General features: G+C 70.2%; 19 protein-coding genes. 3 read left to right on the top strand and 16 right to left on the bottom strand.

What is annotated here, in order from left to right:
* The 5 genes from AB8Z36_RS03935 to AB8Z36_RS03915 all read right to left on the bottom strand — a co-directional run.
* The coding region (locus AB8Z36_RS03935; protein WP_369211742.1) for an endolytic transglycosylase MltG at positions 1 to 1,613 on the bottom strand (1,613 nt) is incomplete at its 3' end.
* Between the two features lie 123 nt (positions 1,614 to 1,736).
* Positions 1,737 to 2,222, bottom strand: a complete 486-nt coding sequence (ruvX, locus tag AB8Z36_RS03930; RefSeq protein ID WP_369211741.1) for a Holliday junction resolvase RuvX — start codon at positions 2,220 to 2,222, stop codon at positions 1,737 to 1,739.
* Complete coding sequence (gene alaS, locus AB8Z36_RS03925) at positions 2,222 to 4,891, bottom strand: alanine--tRNA ligase (protein WP_369211740.1); 2,670 nt, start codon at positions 4,889 to 4,891, stop codon at positions 2,222 to 2,224. The genes ruvX and alaS overlap by 1 nt, the downstream gene beginning before the upstream one ends.
* Positions 4,891 to 5,268: a DUF6167 family protein gene (locus AB8Z36_RS03920; RefSeq protein ID WP_369211739.1), complete on the bottom strand. Its 378-nt coding sequence runs from the start codon at positions 5,266 to 5,268 to the stop codon at positions 4,891 to 4,893. Before AB8Z36_RS03920 ends, alaS begins: the two co-directional genes overlap by 1 nt.
* A gap of 7 nt (positions 5,269 to 5,275) precedes the next feature.
* The gene (locus AB8Z36_RS03915; protein ID WP_369211738.1) at positions 5,276 to 5,734 is read right to left on the bottom strand and encodes a DUF948 domain-containing protein; all 459 of its coding nucleotides are present in this window, start codon (positions 5,732 to 5,734) and stop codon (positions 5,276 to 5,278) included.
* A gap of 172 nt (positions 5,735 to 5,906) precedes the next feature.
* Between AB8Z36_RS03915 and AB8Z36_RS03910 the strand changes: the two genes are divergently transcribed.
* Positions 5,907 to 8,039, top strand: coding sequence for an ATP-binding protein (locus AB8Z36_RS03910; protein WP_369211737.1), 2,133 nt, complete (start codon positions 5,907 to 5,909; stop codon positions 8,037 to 8,039).
* On the opposite strand, the gene rpsD is transcribed toward AB8Z36_RS03910, so the two are convergent.
* The 5 genes from rpsD to AB8Z36_RS03885 form a co-directional block, all read right to left on the bottom strand.
* Positions 8,027 to 8,641 carry a 30S ribosomal protein S4 gene (gene rpsD / locus AB8Z36_RS03905; RefSeq protein ID WP_055563995.1) on the bottom strand — a complete coding sequence of 205 codons (615 nt, stop codon included), beginning with the start codon at positions 8,639 to 8,641 and terminating at the stop codon, positions 8,027 to 8,029. The genes AB8Z36_RS03910 and rpsD overlap by 13 nt on opposite strands.
* A gap of 364 nt (positions 8,642 to 9,005) precedes the next feature.
* Entirely contained in the window at positions 9,006 to 10,367 is a 1,362-nt protein-coding gene (locus AB8Z36_RS03900) for a replication-associated recombination protein A (RefSeq protein WP_369211736.1), read from the bottom strand.
* Positions 10,368 to 10,450: 83 nt separating this feature from the next.
* Positions 10,451 to 11,092, bottom strand: coding sequence for a vitamin K epoxide reductase family protein (locus AB8Z36_RS03895; protein ID WP_369211735.1), 642 nt, complete (start codon positions 11,090 to 11,092; stop codon positions 10,451 to 10,453).
* Between the two features lie 121 nt (positions 11,093 to 11,213).
* The gene (gene hisS / locus AB8Z36_RS03890) at positions 11,214 to 12,476 is read right to left on the bottom strand and encodes a histidine--tRNA ligase (RefSeq protein ID WP_369211734.1); all 1,263 of its coding nucleotides are present in this window, start codon (positions 12,474 to 12,476) and stop codon (positions 11,214 to 11,216) included.
* A gap of 11 nt (positions 12,477 to 12,487) precedes the next feature.
* Complete coding sequence (locus AB8Z36_RS03885; protein ID WP_369211733.1) at positions 12,488 to 13,210, bottom strand: MBL fold metallo-hydrolase; 723 nt, start codon at positions 13,208 to 13,210, stop codon at positions 12,488 to 12,490.
* A gap of 153 nt (positions 13,211 to 13,363) precedes the next feature.
* On the opposite strand from AB8Z36_RS03885, the gene AB8Z36_RS03880 reads away from it, so the two are divergent.
* Both AB8Z36_RS03880 and AB8Z36_RS03875 read left to right on the top strand, forming a co-directional pair.
* On the top strand, positions 13,364 to 14,191 hold the full coding sequence (locus AB8Z36_RS03880; RefSeq protein ID WP_369211732.1) for a peptidylprolyl isomerase: 828 nt from the start codon (positions 13,364 to 13,366) through the stop codon (positions 14,189 to 14,191).
* Positions 14,192 to 14,325: 134 nt separating this feature from the next.
* Entirely contained in the window at positions 14,326 to 15,558 is a 1,233-nt protein-coding gene (locus AB8Z36_RS03875; protein WP_369211731.1) for a DUF349 domain-containing protein, read from the top strand.
* Positions 15,559 to 15,650: 92 nt separating this feature from the next.
* Here AB8Z36_RS03875 and AB8Z36_RS03870 read toward each other — a convergent pair whose 3' ends face one another.
* The 6 genes from AB8Z36_RS03870 to ruvB all read right to left on the bottom strand — a co-directional run bounded on the left by AB8Z36_RS03870 (position 15,651) and on the right by ruvB (position 23,964).
* Positions 15,651 to 18,191, bottom strand: a complete 2,541-nt coding sequence (locus AB8Z36_RS03870) for a RelA/SpoT family protein (RefSeq protein ID WP_369211730.1) — start codon at positions 18,189 to 18,191, stop codon at positions 15,651 to 15,653.
* 340 nt (positions 18,192 to 18,531) lie between these two features.
* Entirely contained in the window at positions 18,532 to 19,095 is a 564-nt protein-coding gene (locus AB8Z36_RS03865) for an adenine phosphoribosyltransferase (protein WP_369211729.1), read from the bottom strand.
* Positions 19,092 to 20,213, bottom strand: coding sequence for a protein translocase subunit SecF (gene secF / locus AB8Z36_RS03860; RefSeq protein WP_369211728.1), 1,122 nt, complete (start codon positions 20,211 to 20,213; stop codon positions 19,092 to 19,094). Before secF ends, AB8Z36_RS03865 begins: the two co-directional genes overlap by 4 nt.
* Before the next feature lies 1 nt (position 20,214).
* On the bottom strand, positions 20,215 to 22,023 hold the full coding sequence (secD, locus tag AB8Z36_RS03855; RefSeq protein ID WP_369211727.1) for a protein translocase subunit SecD: 1,809 nt from the start codon (positions 22,021 to 22,023) through the stop codon (positions 20,215 to 20,217).
* Between the two features lie 165 nt (positions 22,024 to 22,188).
* On the bottom strand, positions 22,189 to 22,647 hold the full coding sequence (gene yajC, locus AB8Z36_RS03850; RefSeq protein WP_369211726.1) for a preprotein translocase subunit YajC: 459 nt from the start codon (positions 22,645 to 22,647) through the stop codon (positions 22,189 to 22,191).
* A 243-nt stretch (positions 22,648 to 22,890) separates the two neighbouring features.
* Positions 22,891 to 23,964, bottom strand: a complete 1,074-nt coding sequence (gene ruvB / locus AB8Z36_RS03845) for a Holliday junction branch migration DNA helicase RuvB (RefSeq protein WP_369211743.1) — start codon at positions 23,962 to 23,964, stop codon at positions 22,891 to 22,893.
* Positions 23,965 to 23,997: the final 33 nt, after the last annotated feature.

The raw sequence follows: 23,997 nt of genomic DNA, 5'->3' as shown, positions 1-23,997 counted from the left end.
GTGCCGGTGCCGAGCTTGGACTCGCCGCGCAGGTAGTTCACCGTGGAGTCGAAGTCGAGCAGGCCGTAGGTCTCGGTGTTCGTGGGCTTCAGGCGGTTGTAGACGACCGTCGCGACCTTCTCGAAGTCGTGCTTGTACTTGCCTTCCGCCTGCACCAGGCTCGCCACGGTCAGGACCTGGAGCGGGTCCTTCAGCTTCAGTTCCGCGGCCTTTTCCTTGAGCCCGAGCTGCTCGTACTTCTCATTGGCATGGGCGACCATCTTGCGCAGTACGTCGGCGGGCTTCTGACCCTTTGCGACCGGATAGCTGGAGGGGTAGAGGAATCCTTCCAGCGGGTCCTTGATGTCCTTGTTCGTATTCGCCCAGGCGGGCAGTCCGAGCTTTTTCCAGTCGTTCTTGGCGACCTTTTCGGTGGTGCCCTTCGCGACCTTCAGGCGTGTGTCGATCTGTTCGTAGACCCACTTGTTCCGCCTGCCCTCCGGGATGATGAGGTTGCTGCGGCTCTTCGGGTTCAGCATCAGCTCGACGGCGCTCGCGGCCGACATTCCCTTTTTCAGGGTGTAGACGCCGGACTGGATCGACTGCCCCTGCGGATGCTTGCCCTGGGCCGAGACGAACGCGTCGACGCTCTTGACGACTCCGGCCGCCTTGAGCTTGCCGCCGATCTCGTAGCCGCCCGCGTCCTTGGGGATGTCGACGATGACCGCGCCCGAGCCCTCGCCCGCGAAGTCCGGCGCGGTGCCGAAACGATCCTGGTAGAACTGGTAGCCGAAGTAGCCGACACCGGCCAGGCCGCCGCCGAAGACCAGGGTGACCACCAGACAGGCGCAGCCGCTGCGGCGTTTCCTCGGCTTCTTGCCGCCCCTGCCACCGCGCCGGTCACCGCGTCCGCCGCCGCGCCCCGGGTCGTCGGAATCGTCGGCGTCGTCGTCCCTGCCCGCGAAGAAGGCGTGCTCACCCCGGTCGGGACCCGGGTCCCAGTCGGTCTCCGCCCCCGGGTCGGCCTCCCGCTCCGCCGGACGGCGCCGCCCCGGCGGCTCCGGTGGCGCATAGGCGTCGGGCGTAGAGTAGTAGTCGGGGTTCTCCTCGGCGTACTCGGCGGGCCGTCCGCCGTACGGGTCCATCGGATCGCCCGCGTACGGCGCCTGCGGCCGCTGTCCGGTGTCATAGCCACCGTTGCCGTAGGGATCGTGGCCGCCGCCGTAACCGGATTCGGGTCCCGCGGGGTAACCGGACTCGGAGCCACCGCCCTGACCGTGGCCCGGACCGCCGTTGTAGCCCTGTCCGGACCCGTCGCCGTACCCCTGCCCGGACCCTCCGTCATATCCCTGCCCCGACCCGCCGTTGTAGGCCTGGGCGGGCTGACCTTCGTACTGCTGCTGACCGCCGCCGTACGCCGACTGGCCGTAGGCGGGCTGCTGACCGCTGCTCCAGTCGTCGCCGTACTGGGCCTGATGAGGCTGCTGATGCTGGTGCGGCTGGTGGTACTGCCCCTGGCCGCCGTAGGTGGACGAGCCGCCCGCGGGCTGCTGTCCTCCCCATCCGCCGTCCCCGTACAACGGGTCCTCCGGATGCCACGGTTCGGAGCCTGGGCCCCGGCCATACTCAGTCATCGATCCCCTACATGCCGCGAGGCGGGGCCGCCGTTGGGTGGCCGGGCAACCGTTCCGCCTCTTGATGCTGTGCGGCAGCTGTTCGAACACCGCCGCATCGCGCGGAACGTTACCGTATCGCGATCAGATGACCACTTCGACGCCCTCGCCGGGAGCTTTACCTGACGCCCGTTCGGACTCCAGTGCCTGCTGAAGGATGATCACAGCGGCTGCCTGATCGATGACAGACCTGCCCTTTTTGGACTTCACGCCCGAGGCGCGCAGTCCCTGACCGGCCGTCACTGTGGTCATCCTCTCGTCCACGAGCCGCACCGAAAGGGGGGCGACCATGCGGGCGAGGTCCTGGGTGAACGCGCGGACCTTGGCCGCCGCCGGGCCCTCGCCCCCGTTGAGGGAGCGAGGGAGGCCGACGACGATCTCGATCGGTTCGTACTCCTCGGCGAGCTGCTTCAACCGGCGCTGGGCGGCCGGGACGTCACGTCCCGGCACCGTCTCGACCGGGGTGGCGAGGATTCCGTCGGGGTCGCACGAGGCGACCCCGATCCGGGCGTCACCGACGTCGATGGCCAGCCGACGGCCCCGGCGCATGCCCGGTGCAGGCTCGGTCATCAGGCCGTCTCGGTGACGAGGCGCTCGACGGCCGCGATGGCGTCGCCGATGGCGGCCGGGTTCTGGCCGCCGCCCTGGGCGACGTCCGGCTTGCCGCCGCCACCGCCGCCGAGGGTCTTGGCCGCCGTGCGGACCAGGTCACCGGCCTTGAGGCCGCGCTCACGCGCGGCTTCGTTGGTGGCGATGACCGTGAGCGGCTTGCCGTTGGCCGTCGTGAACAGGGCGACCACGGCCGGGCGGTCGCCCGGGATGCGGCCGCGCACGTCGAGGACCAGCTTGCGCAGGTCGTCGGCGCCCGTGCCGTCCGGCACCTGGCCGGTGACGACCGCGACACCGCGTACGTCCTTGGCGCCCTGGACGAGACCGGCGGCGGCCTGGAGGACCTTCTCCGCGCGGAACTTCTCGATCTCCTTCTCGGCGTCCTTGAGCTTGCCGAGCATCGTGGAGATCTTCTCCGGCAGCTCCTCGGGACGGCCCTTGACCAGTTCCTGGAGCTGGGCGACGACCGTGTGCTCCCGGGCGAGGAAGTTGTACGCGTCCACGCCGACCAGCGCCTCGATGCGCCGCACACCGGAGCCGATGGAGGACTCGCCGAGCAGCTTGACCAGGCCGAGCTGGGCGGTGTTGTGCACATGCGTGCCGCCGCACAGCTCCTTGGAGAAGTCACCGATGGTGACGACGCGCACGCGCTCGCCGTACTTCTCGCCGAACTCGGCGATGGCGCCCTGCTTCTTGGCGTCGTCGATCGACATGACCTCGGCCTGGACGTCCAGCTCCCGGGCGAGAACCGTGTTGATCTTCTGCTCTACGTCGGTCATCACGGCCGTGGGCACGGCCGAGGGCGAACCGAAGTCGAAGCGGAAGCGGCCGGGCTGGTTCTCGGAACCGGCCTGGGCGGCCGTGGGGCCGAGCGCGTCGCGCAGCGCCTGGTGCGTGAGGTGCGTGGCGGAGTGGGCGCGGGCGATGGCGCGGCGGCGGTGGGCGTCGATCGAGGCCCAGACCTGGGCGCCCACGGTGATCTCGCCGACCTGGACGACACCCTTGTGCACATGCACGCCGGGCACCGGCTTCTGCACGTCGCGGATCTCCACGACGGCACCGCTGTCCAGGCGGATGCGGCCGGTGTCGCCGATCTGGCCGCCGCCCTCGGCGTAGAACGGGGTGCGGTCCAGGACGATCTCGACCTCGTCGCCCTCGGTGGCGGCGGGCGAGGAGACGCCGTTGACCAGGAGGCCGACGATCCGGGCCTCGTTCTCCGTGTCGGAGTAGCCGGTGAAGTCGGTGGCCCCGGCGTTGTCGGCGATCTCGCGGTAGGCGTGCAGGTCGGCGTGGCCGGTCTTCTTGGCCCTGGCGTCGGCCTTGGCGCGGTCCCGCTGCTCCTTCATCAGGCGCCGGAAGCCGTCCTCGTCCACGGCGAGGCCCTGCTCGGCGGCCATCTCCAGGGTGAGGTCGATCGGGAAGCCCCACGTGTCGTGCAGCAGGAACGCCTTGTCGCCGGAGAGCACCTTGCCGCCCGCGGCCTTGGTCTCGGTGACGGCGGTGTCGAGGATGTTCGTGCCGCCCTTGAGCGCCTTGAGGAAGGCGGCCTCCTCGGCCAGGGCGACGGTCTCGATCCGCTTGCTCTCGGCGATGAGCTCGGGGTACTGCAGGCCCATCGTGTCGATCACGACGCCGATGAGCTCCTTGATGACGGGTCCGGTGGCGCCGAGCAGGCGCATGTTGCGGATGGCGCGGCGCATGATGCGGCGCAGGACGTAGCCGCGGCCCTCGTTGCCGGGCGTGACGCCGTCGCCGATGAGCATGGCCGACGTACGGATGTGGTCCGCGACGACACGCAGGGAGACGTCGGACCCGGCCTCGGCGCCGTAGCGCACGCCGCTCAGCTCGGTGGCCTTGTCCATGACGACGCGGAGGGTGTCCGTCTCGTACATGTTCTGTACGCCCTGCAGGATCATGGCGAGGCGTTCGAGGCCGAGGCCCGTGTCGATGTTCTTCGAGGGCAGCTCGCCGAGGATCGGGAAGTCCTCCTTGCCGTCCCCCGCGCCGCGCTCGAACTGCATGAAGACCAGGTTCCAGATCTCCACGTAGCGCTCGTCGTTGACGGCGGGGCCGCCCTCGGCGCCGAACGCGGGACCGCGGTCGTAGTTGATCTCCGAGCACGGGCCGCAGGGTCCGGGGACGCCCATCGACCAGAAGTTGTCCTTCTTGCCCAGGCGCTGGATGCGCTCCTTGGGCACGCCGACCACCTCGTGCCAGATCCGCTCGGCCTCGTCGTCGTCGAGGTAGACGGTGATCCAGAGCTTCTCGGGGTCGAGGCCGTAGCCGCCGTCGGCCACGGAGCTGGTGAGCAGCTCCCAGGCCAGCTTGATGGCGCCTTCCTTGAAGTAGTCGCCGAAGGAGAAGTTGCCGCACATCTGGAAGAACGTGCCGTGCCGGGTCGTCTTGCCGACCTCTTCGATGTCGGGCGTACGCACGCACTTCTGCACGCTGGTGACGCGCGGGGCGGGCGGCTTGACCTCACCGAGGAAGTAGGGCTTGAAGGGCACCATGCCCGCGGGGACGAGCAGCAGAGTCGGGTCGTCCGCGATGAGCGACGCCGAAGGGACGACGGTGTGCCCGCGCTCCTCGAAGAAGCTCAGCCAGCGGCGGCGGATTTCTGCCGACTCCATCAGTGGTCCTCATTCCGGTTGTACGAGTACGTCGTGTTCTCGATGTACTTCGTCTTCTTGTCGTTGGTGCTGTCGTACGGGGTGCCGTCCGCCTTGGCGGGGCTGCGGTTCTCGATGACCGCGAAGCGGCGCCCGGGGAGTGCGTCGGGGTGGGCGTTGAGACCGAGGGCGTCGCCGAGCTCGGCCTCCCGCTCGGCCATGCCGTCGCGGACGTCGAGCGCGAAGTCCTTGAGCTTGTGGCCCGCCTCGATCGCCTTGTTCGCCGCCTGCGCGGCCAGGCTCTCGGGCGCCAGCTTCCTGAGCTTGCGGTTGACCTTGGTGGTGGCCCACACACCGGCGGCTGCGCCCGCGGTGAACCAGAACGTACGGCGGAACATCGCTGTGTCAGTCCCTCTTATTCCGGGTGTCCCGCTTCTTCTGGCGCGCGGACGGCACCGTGCGGCCCACGATCACCGTACGACGGGACGACTTGGCGGGCACTTCCCCTGCTTCAGGTCCGGCCTTGCGGCTGATGGCCCGGCGCACGCCGTAGCCGAACGCGGCCACCTTGACGAGCGGGCCGCCGAACGTGGAGGCGACCGTCGTCGAGAGCGCCGAGGCGTTCGACGTGACCTCCTGGACATCGGAGGCGATGGCGTCCACGCGGTCGATCTGCGTCTGCGCCGAGCGCACCGCGGTGGAGGCGTCCGCCAGCAGGGGCACCGCCTGCTCGGTCACGTCCGCGACGAGCTTGGTGGTCGCCCTGAGCGTCTGGGCCAGCCTCGCGAGCGCCACCGCGAGGAAGGAGACCAGGATCGCCCAGAAGACGGCCACCAGAATCCCGGCAACCTCTCCACCGGACACTTGGCACCGCTCCCTGAGACATCGTCGAGACTTCGTCCCTGAACATCGAAAAGTCGTCTGCCGAGCCTATCGCGCCGGGATCGCCACTCCCTACCGCATGAGCTCTCGGTGTCACAGGAGTTGTTCGAAGTGATTGTACGGACCGCATGCGGATGAGTACGCTCCGTACCCCATGCGATGTACTCGACCCGGCAATCTGCCGCTGGAACTCAACGCCTTCATCGGCCGCACCCGTGAACTGGACGAGCTGACCTCCGCGTTGCGGACGGCCCGGCTCGTCACCGTGACGGGTGTCGGCGGCGTCGGGAAGTCGCGCCTGGCCGTACGGGCCGCGGCCGAGCGGTCCCCGCGCGACGGCGCCTGGCTCGTGGAGCTGGCCGCGCTGCGGGACGCCGAGCTCCTGGACCACGCCGTCGCCGAGGCACTCCAGCTCACCGACCACACGAGCAGGCCGCCCCGCGAGGCGCTCCGGGTCCACCTCGGCGAGCGGGAGCTGCTCCTCGTGCTCGACGGGTTCGAGCACCTCGTCGAGGCGTGCGCCCCGCTCGTACGAGATCTGCTCACGCACGCCCCCGGGCTGCGGATCCTCGCGGTGGGCCGCAGGCCCCTCCAGACCGGCGGCGAACGGCTCCTGCCGCTCGCGCCGCTGCCCGAGGCGGAGGCCGCGGAGCTCTTCGCCGACCGGGCCGCGGCCGGGCTGCCGCACTTCGCCGTCGACGACGGCAACCGCGAGGACGTCCTGGAGCTCTGCCGCCGCCTGGACGGCATCCCGCTCGCCGTGGAGCTGGCCGCGGGCAGGCTGCGGGCGCTCTCCCCCGCCCAGCTCCTCGCCCGGCTCGACGACCGGTTCCGGCTGCTGACCGGCGCCCGCCGCGACGTACCGCCGCGCCACCAGACGCTGCGCACGGCCATCGGCTGGAGCCATGAGCTGTGCGCGCCCCTGGAGCGGCTGCTGTGGTCGCGGCTTGCGGTGTTCGCCGGGCAGTTCGACCTGGAGGCGGCCGAGTACATCTGCGCCGGGGACGACCTGCCCGCCGAGGATGTCCTCGGCGTCCTGGACGAGCTGATCGCCCAGTCGGTGGTGGTCCGCGAGGAGAGCGCGGCGGGCGTCCGCTACCGGATGCTCGACACGGTCAGGGCGTACGGCCTCGACTGGCTGGAGGCGGCGGGCGAGGCCACCCGGCTGCGGCGCAGGCACCGCGACTGGTACATGGGCCTCGCCACCTGGTGCGAGCTGGACTGGTTCTCGCCGCGCCAGACCGCGGTCGCCGCCCTGGTCGAGATGGAGCTGCCCAATCTGCGGGCCGCCCTTGAGTTCTGTCTGACCGAGCGCGACGAGGCGCACCTGGGGCAGTACCTAGCGGGCACGATGTGGTTCTACTGGGTCGGCTGCGGCCGGCTCGCGGAGGGCAGGCACTGGCTCGACCGCTCCCTCGAACTCGATGGCGGCCACGAGGACGCGCGGCTCAAGGCGCTCTGGGTGCTCGGCTATGTGGCGGTGCTCCAGGGCGACACCGTCGCCGCGCTCGCCGCGCTGCACGAGTGCCGTGAGGGCGCCGATCTTTCCGGCAGCGCGGTCGCCGCGGCGTACGCGGAGCACCGCATCGGCTGTCTCGCCCTGGTCACCGACGACATCCCGCGCGCCGAGGCGCTGCTGCGCTCGGCCCTCGACCGCTACCAGGAGATCGGCGAGCTCAACAGCAACGTCCTGATGGGCCAGGTCGAGCTGGCCATGGCCCTGGCGTTCCGGGGTGAGCTGGGGATCGCGGTGGAGCTGTGCGAGGACGTGCGCCGGATCTGCGAGGACCACGGCGAGCGCTGGACCCTCGCGTACGCGCTGTACGTGCTGGGGTACGCCGCCTGGACGCGCGGCGAGGCCGATACGGCGCGGGAGCTGCTCACCGAGTCGCTCGACCTGGACCACCGCTTCCGCGATCTGCTCGGCGCGGTCCTCGCCATCGAGCTGATCGCCATGTTCACGGCGGCGGAGGGCGACGCGGCGGAGGCGGCGGTGCTCCAGGGCGCCGCGTCCCGCATCTGGCCCTCGGTGGGCCTGCCGCTGTTCGGCTCGGGCAACTTCGGCGGTCCGCACACGGCCTGCGAGGAGATGGCCCGCGGGGAGCTCGGCGACGAGCGGTACGAGGAGTGCGTGCGCGCGGGCGCGGAGCTCGACCTCGACGCGGCGGTGGCGCGGGCGCTGCACACCGGGCCCGGATACGAGCGAACCCGCCGCCCGCCCCGCCGGGAGGGGCGGGGAGGCGACGGGCTGAAGCAGGGTGAGCTACGTCCGGGTCAGCGGGCGTAGTACTCGACGACGAGCTGCTCGTCGCAGATCACGGGGATCTCCTTGCGGTTCGGGTCGCGGTCCAGGCGGAAGGCCAGGGCCTTCAGGTTCACCTGGAGGTAGCGCGGGGTCTCGCCGTCGGGGGCGAAGCCACCCTCACGCGCGACCTGGAACAGCGGCTTCTCGCGGCTGCGCTCGCGGACCATCACGACGTCGTCGGGACGGACGCGGTAGGACGGCTTGTCGACCTTGCCGCCGTTGACCTCGATGTGGCCGTGCACGACCATCTGGCGGGCCTGGTAGATCGTGCGGGCGATGCCCGAACGCAGAACCAGGGCGTCGAGACGACGCTCCAGCTCGATGACCAGGGCCTCACCGGTCTTGAGCTGCGTCTTGGACGCACGCTCGTAGGCACGGACGAGCTGGCGCTCGGAGAGGTCGTACTGCGCGCGCAGACGCTGCTTCTCGAGCAGACGGACCTTGTAGTCCGAGTTCTGCTTGCGCCCACGGCCGTGCTCGCCCGGCGGGTAGGGGCGGGCCTCGAAGTACTTGACGGCCTTCGGGGTCAGCGCGATGCCGAGGGCACGCGACTTCTTGACCTTGGGGCGGGACTGGTTCGGCATGAACCAACCTCTCTGTTCATTGTGAAATCGGCTTCACCAGTGGTTAGGGGAGGTCGCATCCGCAGCCTGGGAAACCTCGTGAGGCCATGGCTTCACAAGGCAGCCGCTCCCTGGTCTGGGCACTATGTGCAGCACGCGAGTGGCCCACCGGCCGATTCCCGGGATACGGGATGGTGGTGGGCTGCCCGCGACACCTTCGACGGTGCGCGACGCTCCTGGATCCCCTTGCCTCACGGCGCCGGGGTTCCGGCTGGATGTCCCGCTCTGGTGGTGCCGGCACGAGACCGGACACGGGACGCAGCGCTAGCGGCAAGTGTACCGGGTCGGCGGGGGTGCCTCCGCCCGGAGCCCGCCGCGCCCCTCCTCACCCCTCGGGCTGCTCGCCCCTGAGGCGGGCGCGGACGCGCTCGACGACATCGGCATAGCGGGCCTCGGCGCCATAGCGGGTCGGTTGGTAGTAACGCTTGCCCTCGATGGTGTCCGGGGCGTACTGCTGGGCGGCGATGCCGCCGGGGACGTCGTGGGGATAGACGTAGCCCTGGGCGTGGCCGAGCTTGGCCGCGCCCTTGTAGTGACCGTCGCGCAGGTGGGGCGGGACCGGGCCCGCGAGGCCGCCGCGGACGTCGGCCTGGGCCTGCTGGATGGCGATCGTCGCCGCGTTCGACTTCGGGGCGAGGGCGAGGGCGATCGTGGCGTGACTGAGGGTGAGCGCGGCCTCCGGGAAGCCGATCATGGCGACGGCCTGCGCGGCGGCGACCGCCGTGGGCAGGGCCGTCGGATCGGCCAGGCCGATGTCCTCGCTCGCGGAGATCATCAGGCGCCGGGCGATGAAGCGGGGGTCCTCGCCCGCCTCGATCATGCGGGCCAGATAGTGCAGGGCCGCGTCGACGTCGGAGCCGCGGATGGACTTGATCAGGGCGCTCGCGACGTCGTAGTGCTGGTCGCCGTCGCGGTCGTACTTCACGGCGGCCCGGTCGACGGACTCCTCAAGGGTCTGGAGGGTGATCTCCTTCTCGCCCTTGGCCAGCGCCGATCCCGCGCCCGCCTCCAGGGCGGTGAGCGCGCGCCGGGCGTCGCCGCCCGCGATCCGCAGCAGGTGCTCCTCGGCCTCCTCGGGCAGCTCGACCGCGCCGCCGAGACCCCGCTCGTCGGCGACGGCCCGGCGCAGCAGACCGCGCAGGTCGTCGTCGGTGAGCGGTTCGAGGGTGAGCAGCAGGGAGCGGGAGAGCAGCGGGGAGATGATCGAGAAGTACGGGTTCTCGGTGGTCGCCGCGATGAGCGTCACCCAGCGGTTCTCCACGGCGGGGAGCAGGGAGTCCTGCTGGGCCTTGCTGAAGCGGTGGATCTCGTCCAGGAAGAGGACGGTCTCCTTGCCGTGGCCGCCCATCGCCCTGCGGGCGCCGTCGATGACCGCGCGCACTTCCTTCACGCCCGCGGTGATCGCGGAGAGCTCCACGAAGCGCTTGTTCGTCGCCTTGGAGACCACGTACGCCAGGGTCGTCTTGCCGATGCCGGGCGGGCCCCACAGGAAGACCGACGACGGGCCCGCGGGGCCTCCGCCGCCCTCGCCGACCAGGCGGCGCAGGGGCGAGCCCGGCTTGAGCAGATGCTGCTGGCCGACGACTTCGTCGAGGGTGCGCGGGCGCATCCGGACGGCCAGGGGGCTGCTGGACGGGTCCTTTTCCTGGCGGTCTTCGGCGGCGGCGGTGAACAGGTCGGGCTCCACGTCAAGAACCCTATGTCACGCCACTGACAATCCGGCCGGGAGCACCGGACGCCCCGGGACCGCCGGGGCCCCGGCCGCCCCGCTCAGGCCCAGAGGTCCGCGCCCCACCGGGTGAGGATCAGCATGGCGATGACGCCGATGTGCATCACCGGCAGCGCCCAGGTGAAGTCCTCCAGGAAGCCCTTGGCCCAGCGGGGCGCGGGCAGGAAGCCGTGGCGGATGTTGAAGGACGTGACGTACCAGAAGATCAGGAGCGTGACGGTCCAGGCCAGGCAGCACCAGAGGCAGAGCGCGTTGATGTGGTAGAGCGACTGGATCATCAGCCAGGTGCAGAAACCGACGCCGAAGAGCGCGCCCGCGTTGAACGTCAGCCAGTACCAGCGCGGGAACCGGGCCCCCGCCAGCAGGCTCACGCCGACGCCGATCACGACAGCGTAGGTGACGAGGCCCAGCATCGGGTTGGGGAACCCGAAGGCCTCGGCCTGCTCGCTCTTCATGATGCTGCCGCACGCGACCACCGGGTTGATGCTGCACCCCGGCTGGAAGTTCGGGTCCTTGAGGAGCTCGAACTTGTCGAGGGTGATGACCCAGGAGGCGAGCAGGCCGCCCGCGCCGGTGATCACCAGGAGCAGGGCGAGTGCGAGGCCGGCGCCGGCGCTCCTGGGCGCGGCCACCCGCTCCTCACGGTCCAGGGCGTCGTCCTTCGCTGACATCGTTTTGCTCATCACGCCGTTCCGTCGCTTGTGGTGGCCGCGGGCAGGGACATTCTGCCGTACGTACCTGTGTGTCCACCGCCGGATGGACACACCTCGCGTACGCGCGGGCCGGATACGCGCCGGACTCCGGTTACGCCAGCTTCGCCGTGAGCACCGCGACGATCTCGTCCACCGCGACGGCTTCCTGCTCGCCGGACTCCATGTCCTTGAGCTGGACGACACCCTCGGCGAGGTCACGCTCGCCCGCGACGACCGTGAACCTGGCGCCGCTGCGGTTGGCGTTCTTCATGGCGCCCTTGAGGCCCTTGCCGCCGTAGCTGAAGTCGGCCGCGACACCGGCCTTGCGCAGCTCCGTCACCTTGGCGAAGAGGACCCGGCGGGCCTCGTCGCCGAGCGGGACGGCGAAGACGCTGGTGGACGCGGGGAGTTCGAGCTCGACACCCTCCGCCTCCAGGGCGAGGACCGTGCGGTCCACGCCGAGCGCCCAGCCGACCGAGGGCAGCGCGGGGCCGCCGATCATCTCGGACAGGCCGTCGTAGCGCCCGCCGCCGCCGACCGCGGACTGCGAGCCCAGTCCGTCGTGGATGAACTCGAAGGTGGTGCGGGTGTAGTAGTCCAGGCCCCGGACCAGCTTCTCGTCGTCCTCGAAGACGACGCCCGCCGCCGTGATCAGCTCACGGACCTCCTCGTGGTACGCCTTGCACGCCTCGCACAGGTGGTCGCGGAGCGAGGGCGCGCCCACGAGCTGCCTCTGCACCTCGGCGCGCTTGTCGTCAAGGACCCGCAGCGGGTTGATGTCGATACGCCGACGAGTCTCCTCGTCCAGGTCCAGGCCGCGCAGGAAGTCCTGGAGCGCGGCCCGGTAGACCGGACGGCACTCCTTGTCGCCGAGGGAGTTGAGCAGGATGCGGAAGTTCCGCAGGCCGAGCGAGCGGTAGGCCTGGTCGGCCAGGATGATCAGCTCGGCGTCGACCGCCGGGTCCTCGGCACCGAGCGCCTCGGCGCCGACCTGCGAGAAGTGGCGGTAGCGGCCCTTCTGGGGGCGCTCGTAGCGGTAGTACGAGCCGGAGTACCAGAGCTTGACCGGGAGGTTGCCCGCCTTGTGGAGGTTGCCCTCCAGGGCGGCGCGCAGCACGGAGGCGGTGCCTTCGGGGCGCAGCGCGAGCTCGTCGCCGCCCTTGGTGGTGAAGGCGTACATCTCCTTGGTGACGATGTCGGTGGACTCGCCGACACCGCGCGCGAACAGCTCGACGTTCTCGAATCCGGGCGTCTCGATGTAGCCGTAGCCGGAGGTGCGCAGCGGCGCGGCGATAGCCTCGCGGACCGCGAGGAACTTCGCGGACTCCGGCGGAAGCAGGTCGTAGGTGCCCTTGGGGGCCTTGAAGGTGCTCACGGGTGTTGTCGTCACATTCCTCGTCGCGGCGCGGACGTGTCGTCCGCGCTGTGGCCTGGAAGGCCCGCGGCCACCTGCCGCAGATACGGGTTGGTGGCGCGTTCCTGGCCGATGGATGTCTGGGGGCCGTGGCCGGACAGCACCACGGTGGAGTCGTCGAGCGGCAGGCACACGCGTGCCAGCGACTCGAGGATCTCCGGGTGGCTGCCGCCGGGCAGGTCGGTGCGTCCGATGGAGCCGGCGAAGAGCAGATCCCCGGAGAAGAAGACCGAGGGGATCTCCTGCGTCTCGGGCATCCGGAAGGTCACCGACCCCTTCGTATGCCCCGGGGCGTGCGCGACGGAGAAGTCGAGCCCGGCCAGCTTCAGCCCCGCGCCGTCGGACAGCTCCCGCACGTCGTCGGGCTCCCCCACCGTCAGCTCGCCCATGAGCGGCATCCCGATGGAGCGGCCGAGGGCCTTCTCGGGGTCGCTCATCATGTACCGGTCGGAGGGGTGGATCCACGCGGGCACGTCGTGCGCCCCGCACACCGGGACGACCGAGGCGACGTGGTCGATGTGGCCATGGGTGAGGATGACCGCGACGGGCTTGAGCCGATGCTTCTTGAGTGCGTCCTCGACTCCCTGGGCGGCCTGGTGGCCCGGGTCGATGATCACGCACTCCTCGCCTGCGGCGGGGGCGACCAGGTAGCAGTTGGTCCCCCAGGCCCCGGCGGGGAACCCGGCAATCAGCACGATCGTCCTTCATTCGTCGTCCGGCGGCATGGGCCGCGGCCCCCGGCGGAGGATCACGGCAGATCAGAGCCTACCGGCGCTGCCGATTCCACAGGTAACCCATATACGGTACGGGCACACTCAGGCGGTCACCAGAAAAGGGGAGATAACCCGGTGGTCAGCAACGATCAGCGGCGGCGGCAGCTCGCCCGGGAGAAGTTCCAGCGTCAGCAGGAGCGGCGTGAGGCCGCCCGGCGCAGGGCGCGGATGCGCAACGCGGTGCTCGCGGGCGCGCTCGCGGTGGTCGTGGCGGGGGGCGCGGTGTCGTACGCGGCGGGCGCCTTCGACGGCGACGGCGGGGCCAGGGACGACGAGGCCGCGGCGGAGCCGACGAGCACGCCGAAGGACCCCTGCCGCGAGCCGGCGCCGGGCAAGGTCAAGGCGCTGGACTTCGACAAGGAACCGGCGCTCACCATCGACAGGTCCGCCGACTACACGATGGATCTGAGGACGACGTGCGGCGACATCGGCCTCGACCTGTCGGCGGCCAAGGCACCGCACACGGTCAACTCGTTCGACTTCCTGGTGAAGAAGGGCTATCTCGACCACACCAAGTGCCACCGCCTCACCACGGGCGGCATCTACGTCCTCCAGTGCGGCGACCCGAAGGGCACCGGCGAGGGCGGCCCCGGCTACTCCATCCCGGACGAGAACCTGAAGGACAAGCGCCTGAAGGGGAACGTGTATCCGGCGGGCACGGTCGCCATGGCGAACCAGTACAACGCCGCGAAGAAGAAGGGCCGCGACACCGGCGGCAGCCAGTTCTTCCTCGTCTACCAGGACAGTCAGCTGCCGCCCGACTACACACCGTTCGGGACCATTTCCGAATCCGGCATGAAGGTGCTCAAGAAGATCGCCGAGGCCGGGGAGAGCAGCGGGCAGGGCGACGGCGCACCGAACGCGACCGTCGTCATCGACAAGGCGACCGTCACCAGGTCCTGAGCCCCGCCGGGCAAACTTCGGTCGTGCGGGATGCGGACAGCCGCCCCGCCGGTCGCCTATGTTGGCGGTGACGAAACTGTGGACGATGCCGGGGGCCCGAAGGCCCTGCGCAGGCATCATGTGGAGGAGGCGCTGTGAGCAGCGACCCGTGGGGCCGCGTCGACGAGACGGGGACCGTGTACGTGCGTACGGCCGACGGCGGCGAGCGAGTGGTCGGTTCGTGGCAGGCAGGATCCCCTGATGAGGCCCTCGCCTACTTCGAGCGCAAGTACGACGGTCTGGTCGTCGAGATCGGACTTCTCGAGCGCCGGGTGAAGACGACCGACCTGTCGGCCAAGGACGCCACGACCGCCATCGACCACCTGCGCCAGCAGGTCGACGAGGCGCACGCGGTCGGCGATCTGGACGCCCTGGGCAAGCGGCTCGACAAGCTGGTCGAGACCGTCGAGGCCCGGCGCGAGGAGCGCAAGGCCCAGAAGGCCAAGCAGTCCGACGAGGCGCGGCAGGCCAAGGAGGCCCTGGTCACCGAGGCCGAGGAGCTCGCCCAGAGCGAGCAGTGGCGGGCGGCGGGCGAGCGGCTGCGGGCCCTGGTGGACACCTGGAAGGGCCTGCCGCGACTCGACCGCAAGTCCGACGACGAGCTGTGGCACCGCTTCTCGCACGCCCGCTCGGCGTTCTCCAAGCGCCGCAAGGCGCACTTCGCCTCGCTGGACGCGCAGCGCGAGGAGGCCCGCAAGGCCAAGGAGAAGCTGGTCGGCGAGGCCGAGGCGCTCTCGGGGTCGAAGGACTGGGGTCCGACGGCCGCGCGGTACCGCGAGCTGATGGCCGACTGGAAGGCCGCGGGCCGCGCGCAGCGCGAGCACGAGGACGACCTGTGGAACCGCTTCCGCGGTGCCCAGGACGTCTTCTTCGCGGCGCGCGGCGAGGTGTTCGCCGAGCGCGACGCGGAGCAGACGGAGAACCTCAAGCTGAAGGAGGAGCTGGCCGAGGAGGCCGAGAAGCTTCTCCCGGTGAAGGACCTGAAGTCCGCCCGTGCCGCCTTCCGCTCGATCAACGAGCGCTGGGAGGCCATCGGCCACGTCCCGCGTGACGCGCGGCCGAAGGTCGAGGGCCGGATGCACGCCGTGGAGCGGGCCCTGCAGGAGTCCGAGGAAGCCGAGTGGCGCCGCACGAACCCGGAGGCACGCGCGCGTGCCGAGGGTCTCACCGGTCAGCTCCAGGCCGCCGTGGACAAGCTGCACGGCCAGATCGAGTCGGCGCGCGCCGCGGGCAACACCGCGAAGGCCGACAAGCTCCAGCGCGAGCTCGACGGCCGCCAGGCGCTGCTCGACCAGGCGCTGAAGGGCCTGCACGAGTTCGGCGGCTGACGTTTTCCGCTCTTTACGTAGAGGGGCTCCCGTACATCGCGTACGGGAGCCCCTCTACGTAGTGACCGGTTCTCACTGACCGGCCGTCGTGGCTACGGCCTGCGCGTCGACGTCACCCGGTACACGTCGTACACGCCCTCGACGCCCCTGACCGCCTTGAGCACATGCCCCAGGTGCTTGGGGTCGCCCATCTCGAAGGTGAAGCGGGACGTGGCCACGCGGTCGCGCGAGGTCTGCACGGCCGCCGACAGGATGTTCACGTGCTGGTCGGAGAGGATGCGCGTGACGTCCGACAGGAGGCGCGAGCGGTCCAGGGCCTCGACCTGGATGGCCACCAGGAAGACCGAGGACTGGGTGGGCGCCCACTCGACCTCCAGGATGCGCTCGGGCTCCCGCGAGAGCGAGTCCACGTTCACACAGTCGCTGCGGTGCACCGATACGCCGCTGCCGCGGGTGACGAAGCCGATGATGGGGTCGCCGGGCACAGGCGTGCAGCAGCGGGCCAGCTTGACCCACACGTCGTCGACGCCCTTGACCACCACACCGGGGTCGGCGTTCGAGCGGCGCTTGCTGCGGCCCCGCGAGGGCGGCGCGCTCTCGGCGATGTCCTCGTTGGCCGCCTCCTCGCCGCCGAGCGCCTGCACGAGCTTCTGCACGACGGACTGCGCGGTGACATGGCCCTCGCCGATCGCCGCGTACAGCGAGGAGATGTCGGGGTAGCGCATCTCGTGGGCGAGCGTGACCAGGGAGTCGCCGGTGAGAATCCGCTGGATGGGCAGGTTCTGCTTGCGCATGGCCCGCGCGATGGCGTCCTTGCCCTGCTCGATGGCCTCGTCGCGGCGCTCCTTGGAGAACCACGCGCGGATCTTGTTGCGCGCTCGCGGTGACTTGACAAAGCCGAGCCAGTCGCGGGACGGGCCCGCGCCCGCCGCCTTGGAGGTGAAGACCTCCACGAGGTCGCCGTTGTCCAGGGTCGATTCGAGCGGCACCAGACGGCCGTTGACCCGCGCCCCTATGGTGCGGTGGCCGACCTCGGTGTGCACCGCGTACGAGAAGTCGACCGGGGTGGCGCCCGCCGGGAGCGCTATGACGTCGCCCTTCGGCGTGAACACGAAGACCTCGTTGCGCGAGAGGTCGAAGCGCAGCGACTCCAGGAACTCGCTGGGGTCCTCGGTCTCCTTCTGCCAGTCCAGGAGCTGGCGCAGCCACGCCATGTCGTTGAGGTGGTCGTCCTTGCCGCCGGACTTCTTCGGCACGTCGGTGCGCACCTTGGAGGCACCGGCGACGGCCTCCTGCTTGTACTTCCAGTGCGCGGCGATGCCGTACTCCGCGCGGCGGTGCATGTCGAACGTGCGGATCTGGAGCTCGACGGGCTTGCCGTTGGGGCCGATGACCGTCGTGTGCAGCGACTGGTACATGTTGAACTTCGGCATCGCGATGTAGTCCTTGAACCGGCCGGGGACCGGGTTCCATCGCGCGTGGACCGTGCCGAGTGCGGCATAGCAGTCCCGGACCGTGTCGACGAGGACGCGGATGCCCACCAGGTCGTAGATCTCCGCGAAGTCACGGCCGCGGACGATCATCTTCTGGTAGACGCTGTAGTAGTGCTTGGGGCGCCCGGTGACGGTCGCCTTGATGCGGGCGGAGCGCAGGTCGGCCTGGACCTCGTCGGTCACTATGGCGAGGTACTCGTCGCGCTTGGGGGCACGCTCGGCGACCAGGCGCACGATCTCGTCGTACATCTTGGGGTAGAGGATCGCGAAGGCGAGGTCCTCCAGCTCCCACTTGATGGTGTTCATGCCCAGGCGGTGCGCCAGCGGAGCGTAGATCTCCAGGGTCTCGCGGGCCTTCTTCTCCTGCTTCTCGCGCTTGAGATAGCGCATCGTGCGCATGTTGTGCAGGCGGTCGGCGAGCTTGATGACCAGGACGCGGGGGTCCTTGGCCATGGCGACGACCATCTTGCGCACGGTCTCGGCCTGCGCGGCCTCGCCGAACTTGACCTTGTCCAGCTTGGTGACGCCGTCGACGAGCAGGGCGACCTGGTCGCCGAAGTCGCGCTTGAGGGTGTCCAGGCCGTACTCGGTGTCCTCGACGGTGTCGTGCAGGAGCCCGGCCATCAGGGTGGCGGGGTCCATGCCGAGCTCGGCGAGGATCGTCGTCACGGCGAGCGGGTGCGTGATGTAGGGATCGCCGCTCTTGCGCTTCTGGCCGCGGTGCCAGCGCTCGGCGACCTGGTAGGCCCGCTCGATCTGGCGCAGCGTGGACGTCTCGATCTTGGGGTCGTTGCTGCGCACTATCCGCAGCAGCGGCTCCAGGACCGGGTTGTACGGGTTCGAGCGCTGGACGCCGAGACGCGCCAGGCGGGCCCGTACGCGGTTGGAGGAGCCGGAGCGCGAGGGCTGTCCCGTGGCGGGGCGGATCGCCGGGGCCGTCGGATGGTGGTCCGCGGCGGGCTTCGGGCGGGGCTGCTCGGCCGGTTTGTCGCCCCGGGAGACCTCTCCCTGGGCGCGCTGCGCGGACGTGCCGCCCTGGCCGCCCGCGGCCTTCTTGGCGGGCGCGACAGAGTCCGCCGAGGCCTGCTGTGCCTTCTGGCCTGCCTTGGCGGCGGTGAGTGGCTGGGACTCGTCTGGCAAGAGCGCTCCCTGTGCGCGATCGGGGTCCCCCGGACAGGCCCCGAAGAGTCCATGGTATCGATCCTGGGCCTTCGGCTCGCCTTGGGCCGGTGAGACCGCTCTGTACTGGGGAAACGCATGGGACGAGCCGTCGATTCCCCCCGCGGGCCCGGACGGCCCGCCGCGCGCCCCGGTCGGCCCGTCGCCCTCCCGGGCCGACGCTCCGGCCGGTCCGCGGCGCCCCGCCGCCACGCCGTCCAGGGCTGGAACCGGCCGAAACGGCGACGGGCGCCCCGGCCGGTGGCCGGAACGCCCGTCGTCTCAGCTGTGCCGCACACCGTCCCCGACGGTGCGACCGGACTCAGACCGTGATCAGCGCCTCCAGGGGCGCGCCGTTCAGCGCGCCCGCCAGCTTCTGGCGGCCGTCGAGGAAACCGAGCTCCATGAGCACGGCCACCCCGGCCACCTCGGCGCCGGAGCGCCGGATCAGGTCGAGCGAGGCGGCCGCGGTGCCGCCGGTCGCGAGGACGTCGTCGATGACCATGACGCGGTCGCCCGCCGCCAGGTCCTCGGCGTGCACCTCGATCTCGGCGCTGCCGTACTCCAGGTCATAGCTCTGGCGGAGCGTGGCGCCGGGCAGCTTGCCCGCCTTGCGCACGGGGATGAAGCCGAGCCCGGCGCGGAGCGCGGCGGGGGCGCCGAGGATGAAGCCGCGGGCCTCCAGGCCGACGACCTTCGTGGCACCGTGCCGCACGCAGAGCCCGGCGAGCGTCTCGGTGAGCGCCGCGAACGCCGCCGGGTCCGCCAGGAGCGGGGTGATGTCCTTGAACGTCACCCCGGGCACCGGGTAGTCCACGACATCGCGGATGCGGCTGAGCAGCAGCTCCGTGACGTCCGTGCGGTCGGCGGGTTCGGTGCCGGTCATCGGCGCTTGCCCGAGGGACGTCCCCGGCCGCGGTTGCGCGACGCGGGCTGGGTGCGGGGGCCGACGACGGCCGGGGCCGCGTCGTCCTCGTAACCGTCCTGCGGCTCGTCGCCCTCGGGCTCCGGCGTCTCCGCCGACTCGCCCTTGGCCGCGGCCGCCGCGCGCTTGGCGAGCACCCGCTTCTTGAGGGCCTTCATCTGCGGCTCGCGCTCCTTGAAGTCGGCGACGAGCGGCGTGGCGATGAAGATCGAGGAGTACGCACCGGCCGCGAGGCCGACGAACAGCGAGAGCGAGATGTCGTTGAGCATGCCCGCGCCCAGCACACCGCCACCGATGAACAGCAGGCCGCCGACCGGGAGCAGCGCGACGACCGTGGTGTTGATGGAGCGCACCAGGGTGCCGTTGATGCTGCGGTTGGCGATCTCGCTGTAGGTGTAGCGGGTCTGCTTGGTGATGTCCTTCGACTGCTCCTTCAAGCTGTCGAAGACCACCACCGTGTCGTAGAGCGAGTAACCGAGGATGGTCAGCAGACCGATCACCGTGCCGGGCGTGACCTCGAAGCCGACCAGCGCGTACACACCCACGGTGATGGTGATGTCGTGGATGAGCGCGATGAGTGCCGCCAGGGCCATCCGCCACTCGAAGGCGATGGCCAGGTAGATCACCACGAGGATGATGAAGATCGCCAGGCCCTGCCAGGCCTTGTTGGCGATCTGCTCGCCCCAGCTCGGGCCGACCAGGTCGGCGTTGATGTCGCCGGCCTTGACGTCGAGGTCTTCGGCGAGCGCCTTCTTGATCTGGTCGGACTTCTTGATGTCCACACCGGCGATCTGGATGCGCATCTCGTTCTCGCCCAGCTTCTGGACGATCGCGTCGTGGCCGGAGGCCTTCTCCGCGGACTCCTCGGCCTGCGCGACCGAGGCGGTCGTCTTCGGGGTGTTGAAGACGGCGCCGCCCTCGAACTCGATGCCCATGTTCAGGCCGCGCACCGCCAGGCCGAGGATGGCCGTGATGGTGATCAGGATCGAGATGCCGTACCAGATCTTGCGCTTGCCGACGAAGTCGTAGCCGACCTCGCCGCGGTAGAGCCTGGCGCCGAGATTACCGAGCTTCGACACCTCAGGCCTCCTTCGGGTCGACAGGGCCAGCGGAGGAACCGGGGACGCGGCGGGCCCGGCGGATCGGGGGCTTGACCCCGAGGCGCTTGGGGTCGAAGCCGGACCACTTGTGGCCGCTCGCGAAGAACTTCTTGCGTGCCATGAGCGTCATCAGCGGCTTGGTGAAGAAGAAGACCACCACGACGTCGAGCAGGGTGGTCAGGCCGAGCGTGAACGCGAAGCCCTGCACCTTGCCGACCGTCACCACGAACAGCACGGCGGCGGCGAGGAACGACACGAAGTCGGAGACCAGGATGGTGCGCCGGGCGCGCGGCCAGCCGCGCTCCACGGCCGGACGCAGCGAGCGGCCCTCGCGGACCTCGTCCCGCACGCGCTCGAAGAACACGATGAAGGAGTCCGCCGTGATGCCGATCGCCACGATGGCACCGCAGACCGCGGGCAGGTTCAGCGCGAACTTAATGGTCGGGCCGAGCAGCGTCATGATCGTGTACGTCAGCGCCGCGGAGACCAGGAGGCTCGCGATGGCGATGAGCGAGAGGCCGCGGTAGTAGACCACCAGGTAGATGATGACCAGCGCGAGGCCGATGGCGCCCGCGATGAGACCCGCGTGCAGCTGCTCGCCGCCGAGGGCCGGGCTGACCGTGGTGACGCTCTGCTCGTGGAAGGTGAGCGGCAGCGCGCCGTACGACAGGACGTTGGCCAGGTCCTTGGCGGACTGCTGGTTGAAGCTGCCGGAGATCTCGGCGTTCTTGCTCAGGGTCGTGTTGACGCTGGGAGCCGAGACGACGTCGCCGTCGAGGACGATGGCGAACTGGTTCTGCGGGGGCTGCTGCTGCGACAGCTTGCTCGTGACCTTCGAGAACTTGTCCGCGCCGCCCTTGGTGAACTCCATGTTGACGACCCAGGCACCGGTCTGCTGGTTGATGGTCGCCTGCGCCTCGTCGACATCCTTGCCGTTGACCTCGGCCGGGGCGAGGATGAACTTGTCCCAGCTCTTGCCGTCGGCGCTCTTGCCGCAGGCGATGGTCGGCTCGGACGGCTTGATGCCGCGGCCGGCCTCGACGCGCTGCTTCTTGTCCGTGCAGTCCAGCTTGGTGAACTGCTCCTGAAGCTTGGCCGTGGCCGGGTCGGGCTTCGGCGTCTCGTCCTTCTTGCCGTCGTCCTTCTTGCCGTCGTCCTTCTTGCCGTCCTTGGCCTTGTCCGAGGCGGACGGCGTCGGGTCGGCCTTCAGGGCGTCGGTGAGGGCACGGCCCTGGGGGGTCGCGGAGGAGTTCGGCTTGTCCGCGCCGTCCGTGGCCTTGTCCGTGGCCTTGTCGGTGGGCTTGTCCGTCGCCTTGTCGGTGGGCTTGTCGGTGGCCTTGTCCTTCTCCTTGTCCGTGGCGGACGGATCGGGAGTCGGCGCGCCTGCGGCCTGGGTGATCACCGGACGGAAGTAGAGCTGAGCGGTCGTGCCGACCTGCTCGCGCGCCTGCTTCTCGTTCGTCCCCTTGGGGATGTTGACGATGATGTTGCGATCGCCCTGGGTCTGGACCTCGGCCTCGGAGACACCCAGACCGTTGACACGGTTGTTGATGATGTCAACCGCGGTGTTCATGTTGGTCGGGTTGATCGCGTTCTTCTGACCCGGCTCGTTCTTCGCCTCAAGCGTGATGCTCGTGCCACCCGCGAGGTCGATGCCCAGACGCGGCGTGGTGTGCCCGGAAAGGAACATTCCCCCGGTCAGCGCCACGAGGGCGATCAGGATGAAGGCCAGTGCGCGGCCCGGCTTGCCCGGTGCGCTCTGCCTTCGGCCCTTCTTCGGTGCTGCCACCTTCTCGTTCTCCCTGTCCAACCGCCCGGCGTCCGGTCCGGCCCCGGCGGTTGCGGGGAGGACCCGGGCGGGCGGCCATGAAGTGGTGTCGAGACTCGGCGCGAAATGCACGAGGTCCAGGGCCCGTGGCGCGCGAGCGGCGCACCCCACGACCCCCGGTCGTGGCTACTTCGCGTCGGACTCGCCGTCGGTCTTCTTCGGCTCCGCGTCGTCGGCCTCGGCGGCCGTGTCCTTCTTGCCGAGGTCGATGCGCGAGTCGTCGGAGGCGTCGGCGGGCTCGTCGGTCTCGGTCAGGGAGGAGGCGTCGTCGGGGACGACGGGGGTGTCCTCCTTCAGGGCGTCCTCGCCGTGCACGATGCGGTTGTACTCGTCGTCGGGGAGGACCGCGCCGATCGCGTTCTTCGCGTAGACCGCGTGGACACCGGGGGCCACCTCAAGGAGGACGGCGTCGTCGTGAACCTCCTTGACGGTGGCGTACATGCCACCGATCGTGCGGATGCCGGTGCCGGGCTGCATGTCGTTACGCATCTGCGCGGCGGCCTGCTGCTTCTTCTTCGCCGACCGGGTCATCAGGAACATGGCCCCGATGAGCACGATGAACGGGAGGAGGGTCACGATATTCACGGGACGGAATTTCCTTCGCACGACCGCGCGGGTGAAGCGGCCTACTGGATGGGGGTGGGCACGCCGCCCACAAGGGCGGCATCGGCGGAGTCTAAGCGAGTCCGCGCCTAACGAACAACGCTCAGCATGGCACCGGGGTTCCTGACCCCGCGACTATCCGCACCGTTTCGACGAGGTTGCGCCACCGCCGGGGGCCTGAACGGAGATCCTTCGGAAGCTTCCGGGGCCCCTGGCCCGTCGCGGTCATGCCCCGAACAGATCCTGCTGTCCCTTTCCACCCGATTGCCGCGGGGGCACGAGGCCCAGGTGCGCCCATGCGGCGGGGGTGGCGACGCGGCCACGGGGCGTGCGGGCGAGAAGTCCCTCGCGCACGAGGAAGGGCTCGGCCACCTCCTCGACCGTCTCCCGCTCCTCCCCCACGGCCACCGCGAGCGTCGACAGGCCGACCGGACCGCCGCTGAACAGCTTGAGCAGGGCTTCCAGGACCGCCCGGTCGAGGCGGTCGAGACCCCGCTCGTCCACTTCGTAGACCGCGAGGGCGGCGCCCGCGATGTCGCGGGTGATCGAGCCGTCCGCCTTGACCTGCGCATAGTCCCGCACCCGGCGCAGCAGGCGGTTGGCGATACGGGGCGTGCCGCGGGAGCGCCCGGCGATCTCCGCTGCGCCGTCCGGGTCGATCTCCACGTCGAGGAGAGCGGCGGAGCGGTGGACCACGCGCTCCAGCTCGGCCGGTTCGTAGAACTCCATGTGCGCGGTGAAGCCGAAGCGGTCGCGCAGCGGGGGCGGCAGCAGGCCCGCGCGCGTGGTGGCGCCGACCAGGGTGAAGGGCGGCAGTTCGAGCGGGATGGCGGTGGCGCCGGGGCCCTTGCCGACGATGACGTCGACGCGGAAGTCCTCCATCGCCATGTAGAGCATCTCCTCGGCGGGCCGCGACATCCGGTGGATCTCGTCGAGGAAGAGGACCTCACCCTCCTGGAGGGAGGAGAGGATCGCCGCGAGATCGCCCGCGTGCTGGATGGCGGGGCCGCTGGTGATGCGGATCGGGGCGCCCATCTCGGCGGCGATGATCATCGACAGGGTCGTCTTGCCGAGGCCGGGGGCGCCGGAGAGCAGGACGTGGTCGGCGGTGGCGCCCCTGGCGCGGGCCGCCCGCAGGACGAGGTCGAGCTGCTCACGGACCTTCTCCTGGCCGATGAACTCGCCGAGGTCCTTGGGGCGCAGGGCGGCCTCGACGGCCTGGTCCTCGCCGTCGGCGGACGCGCCGACCAGCCGCTCGGCCGCGCCGGCGGCGTCGTCGGTCGTGTCGTCCCAGTTCATGCGGTGTGCCTCGCGATGCGGTTCGGGGTGTGG

Origin of the sequence: Streptomyces flavofungini, assembly GCF_041028215.1 — a bacterium.
In the GTDB taxonomy this organism is placed as follows: domain Bacteria; phylum Actinomycetota; class Actinomycetes; order Streptomycetales; family Streptomycetaceae; genus Streptomyces; species Streptomyces flavofungini_B.
This window is presented reverse-complemented; position numbering and strand designations above follow the sequence as displayed.

Coding starts and splice junctions, on each gene's coding strand:
- ruvX (WP_369211741.1), bottom strand. CDS start 2,222: ATGACCGAGCCTGCACCGGGCATGCGCCGGGGCCGTCGGCTGGCCATC.
- alaS (WP_369211740.1), bottom strand. CDS start 4,891: ATGGAGTCGGCAGAAATCCGCCGCCGCTGGCTGAGCTTCTTCGAGGAG.
- AB8Z36_RS03920 (WP_369211739.1), bottom strand. CDS start 5,268: ATGTTCCGCCGTACGTTCTGGTTCACCGCGGGCGCAGCCGCCGGTGTG.
- AB8Z36_RS03910 (WP_369211737.1), top strand. CDS start 5,907: ATGCGATGTACTCGACCCGGCAATCTGCCGCTGGAACTCAACGCCTTC.
- rpsD (WP_055563995.1), bottom strand. CDS start 8,641: ATGCCGAACCAGTCCCGCCCCAAGGTCAAGAAGTCGCGTGCCCTCGGC.
- AB8Z36_RS03895 (WP_369211735.1), bottom strand. CDS start 11,092: ATGAGCAAAACGATGTCAGCGAAGGACGACGCCCTGGACCGTGAGGAG.
- AB8Z36_RS03865 (WP_369211729.1), bottom strand. CDS start 19,095: ATGACCGGCACCGAACCCGCCGACCGCACGGACGTCACGGAGCTGCTG.
- ruvB (WP_369211743.1), bottom strand. CDS start 23,964: ATGAACTGGGACGACACGACCGACGACGCCGCCGGCGCGGCCGAGCGG.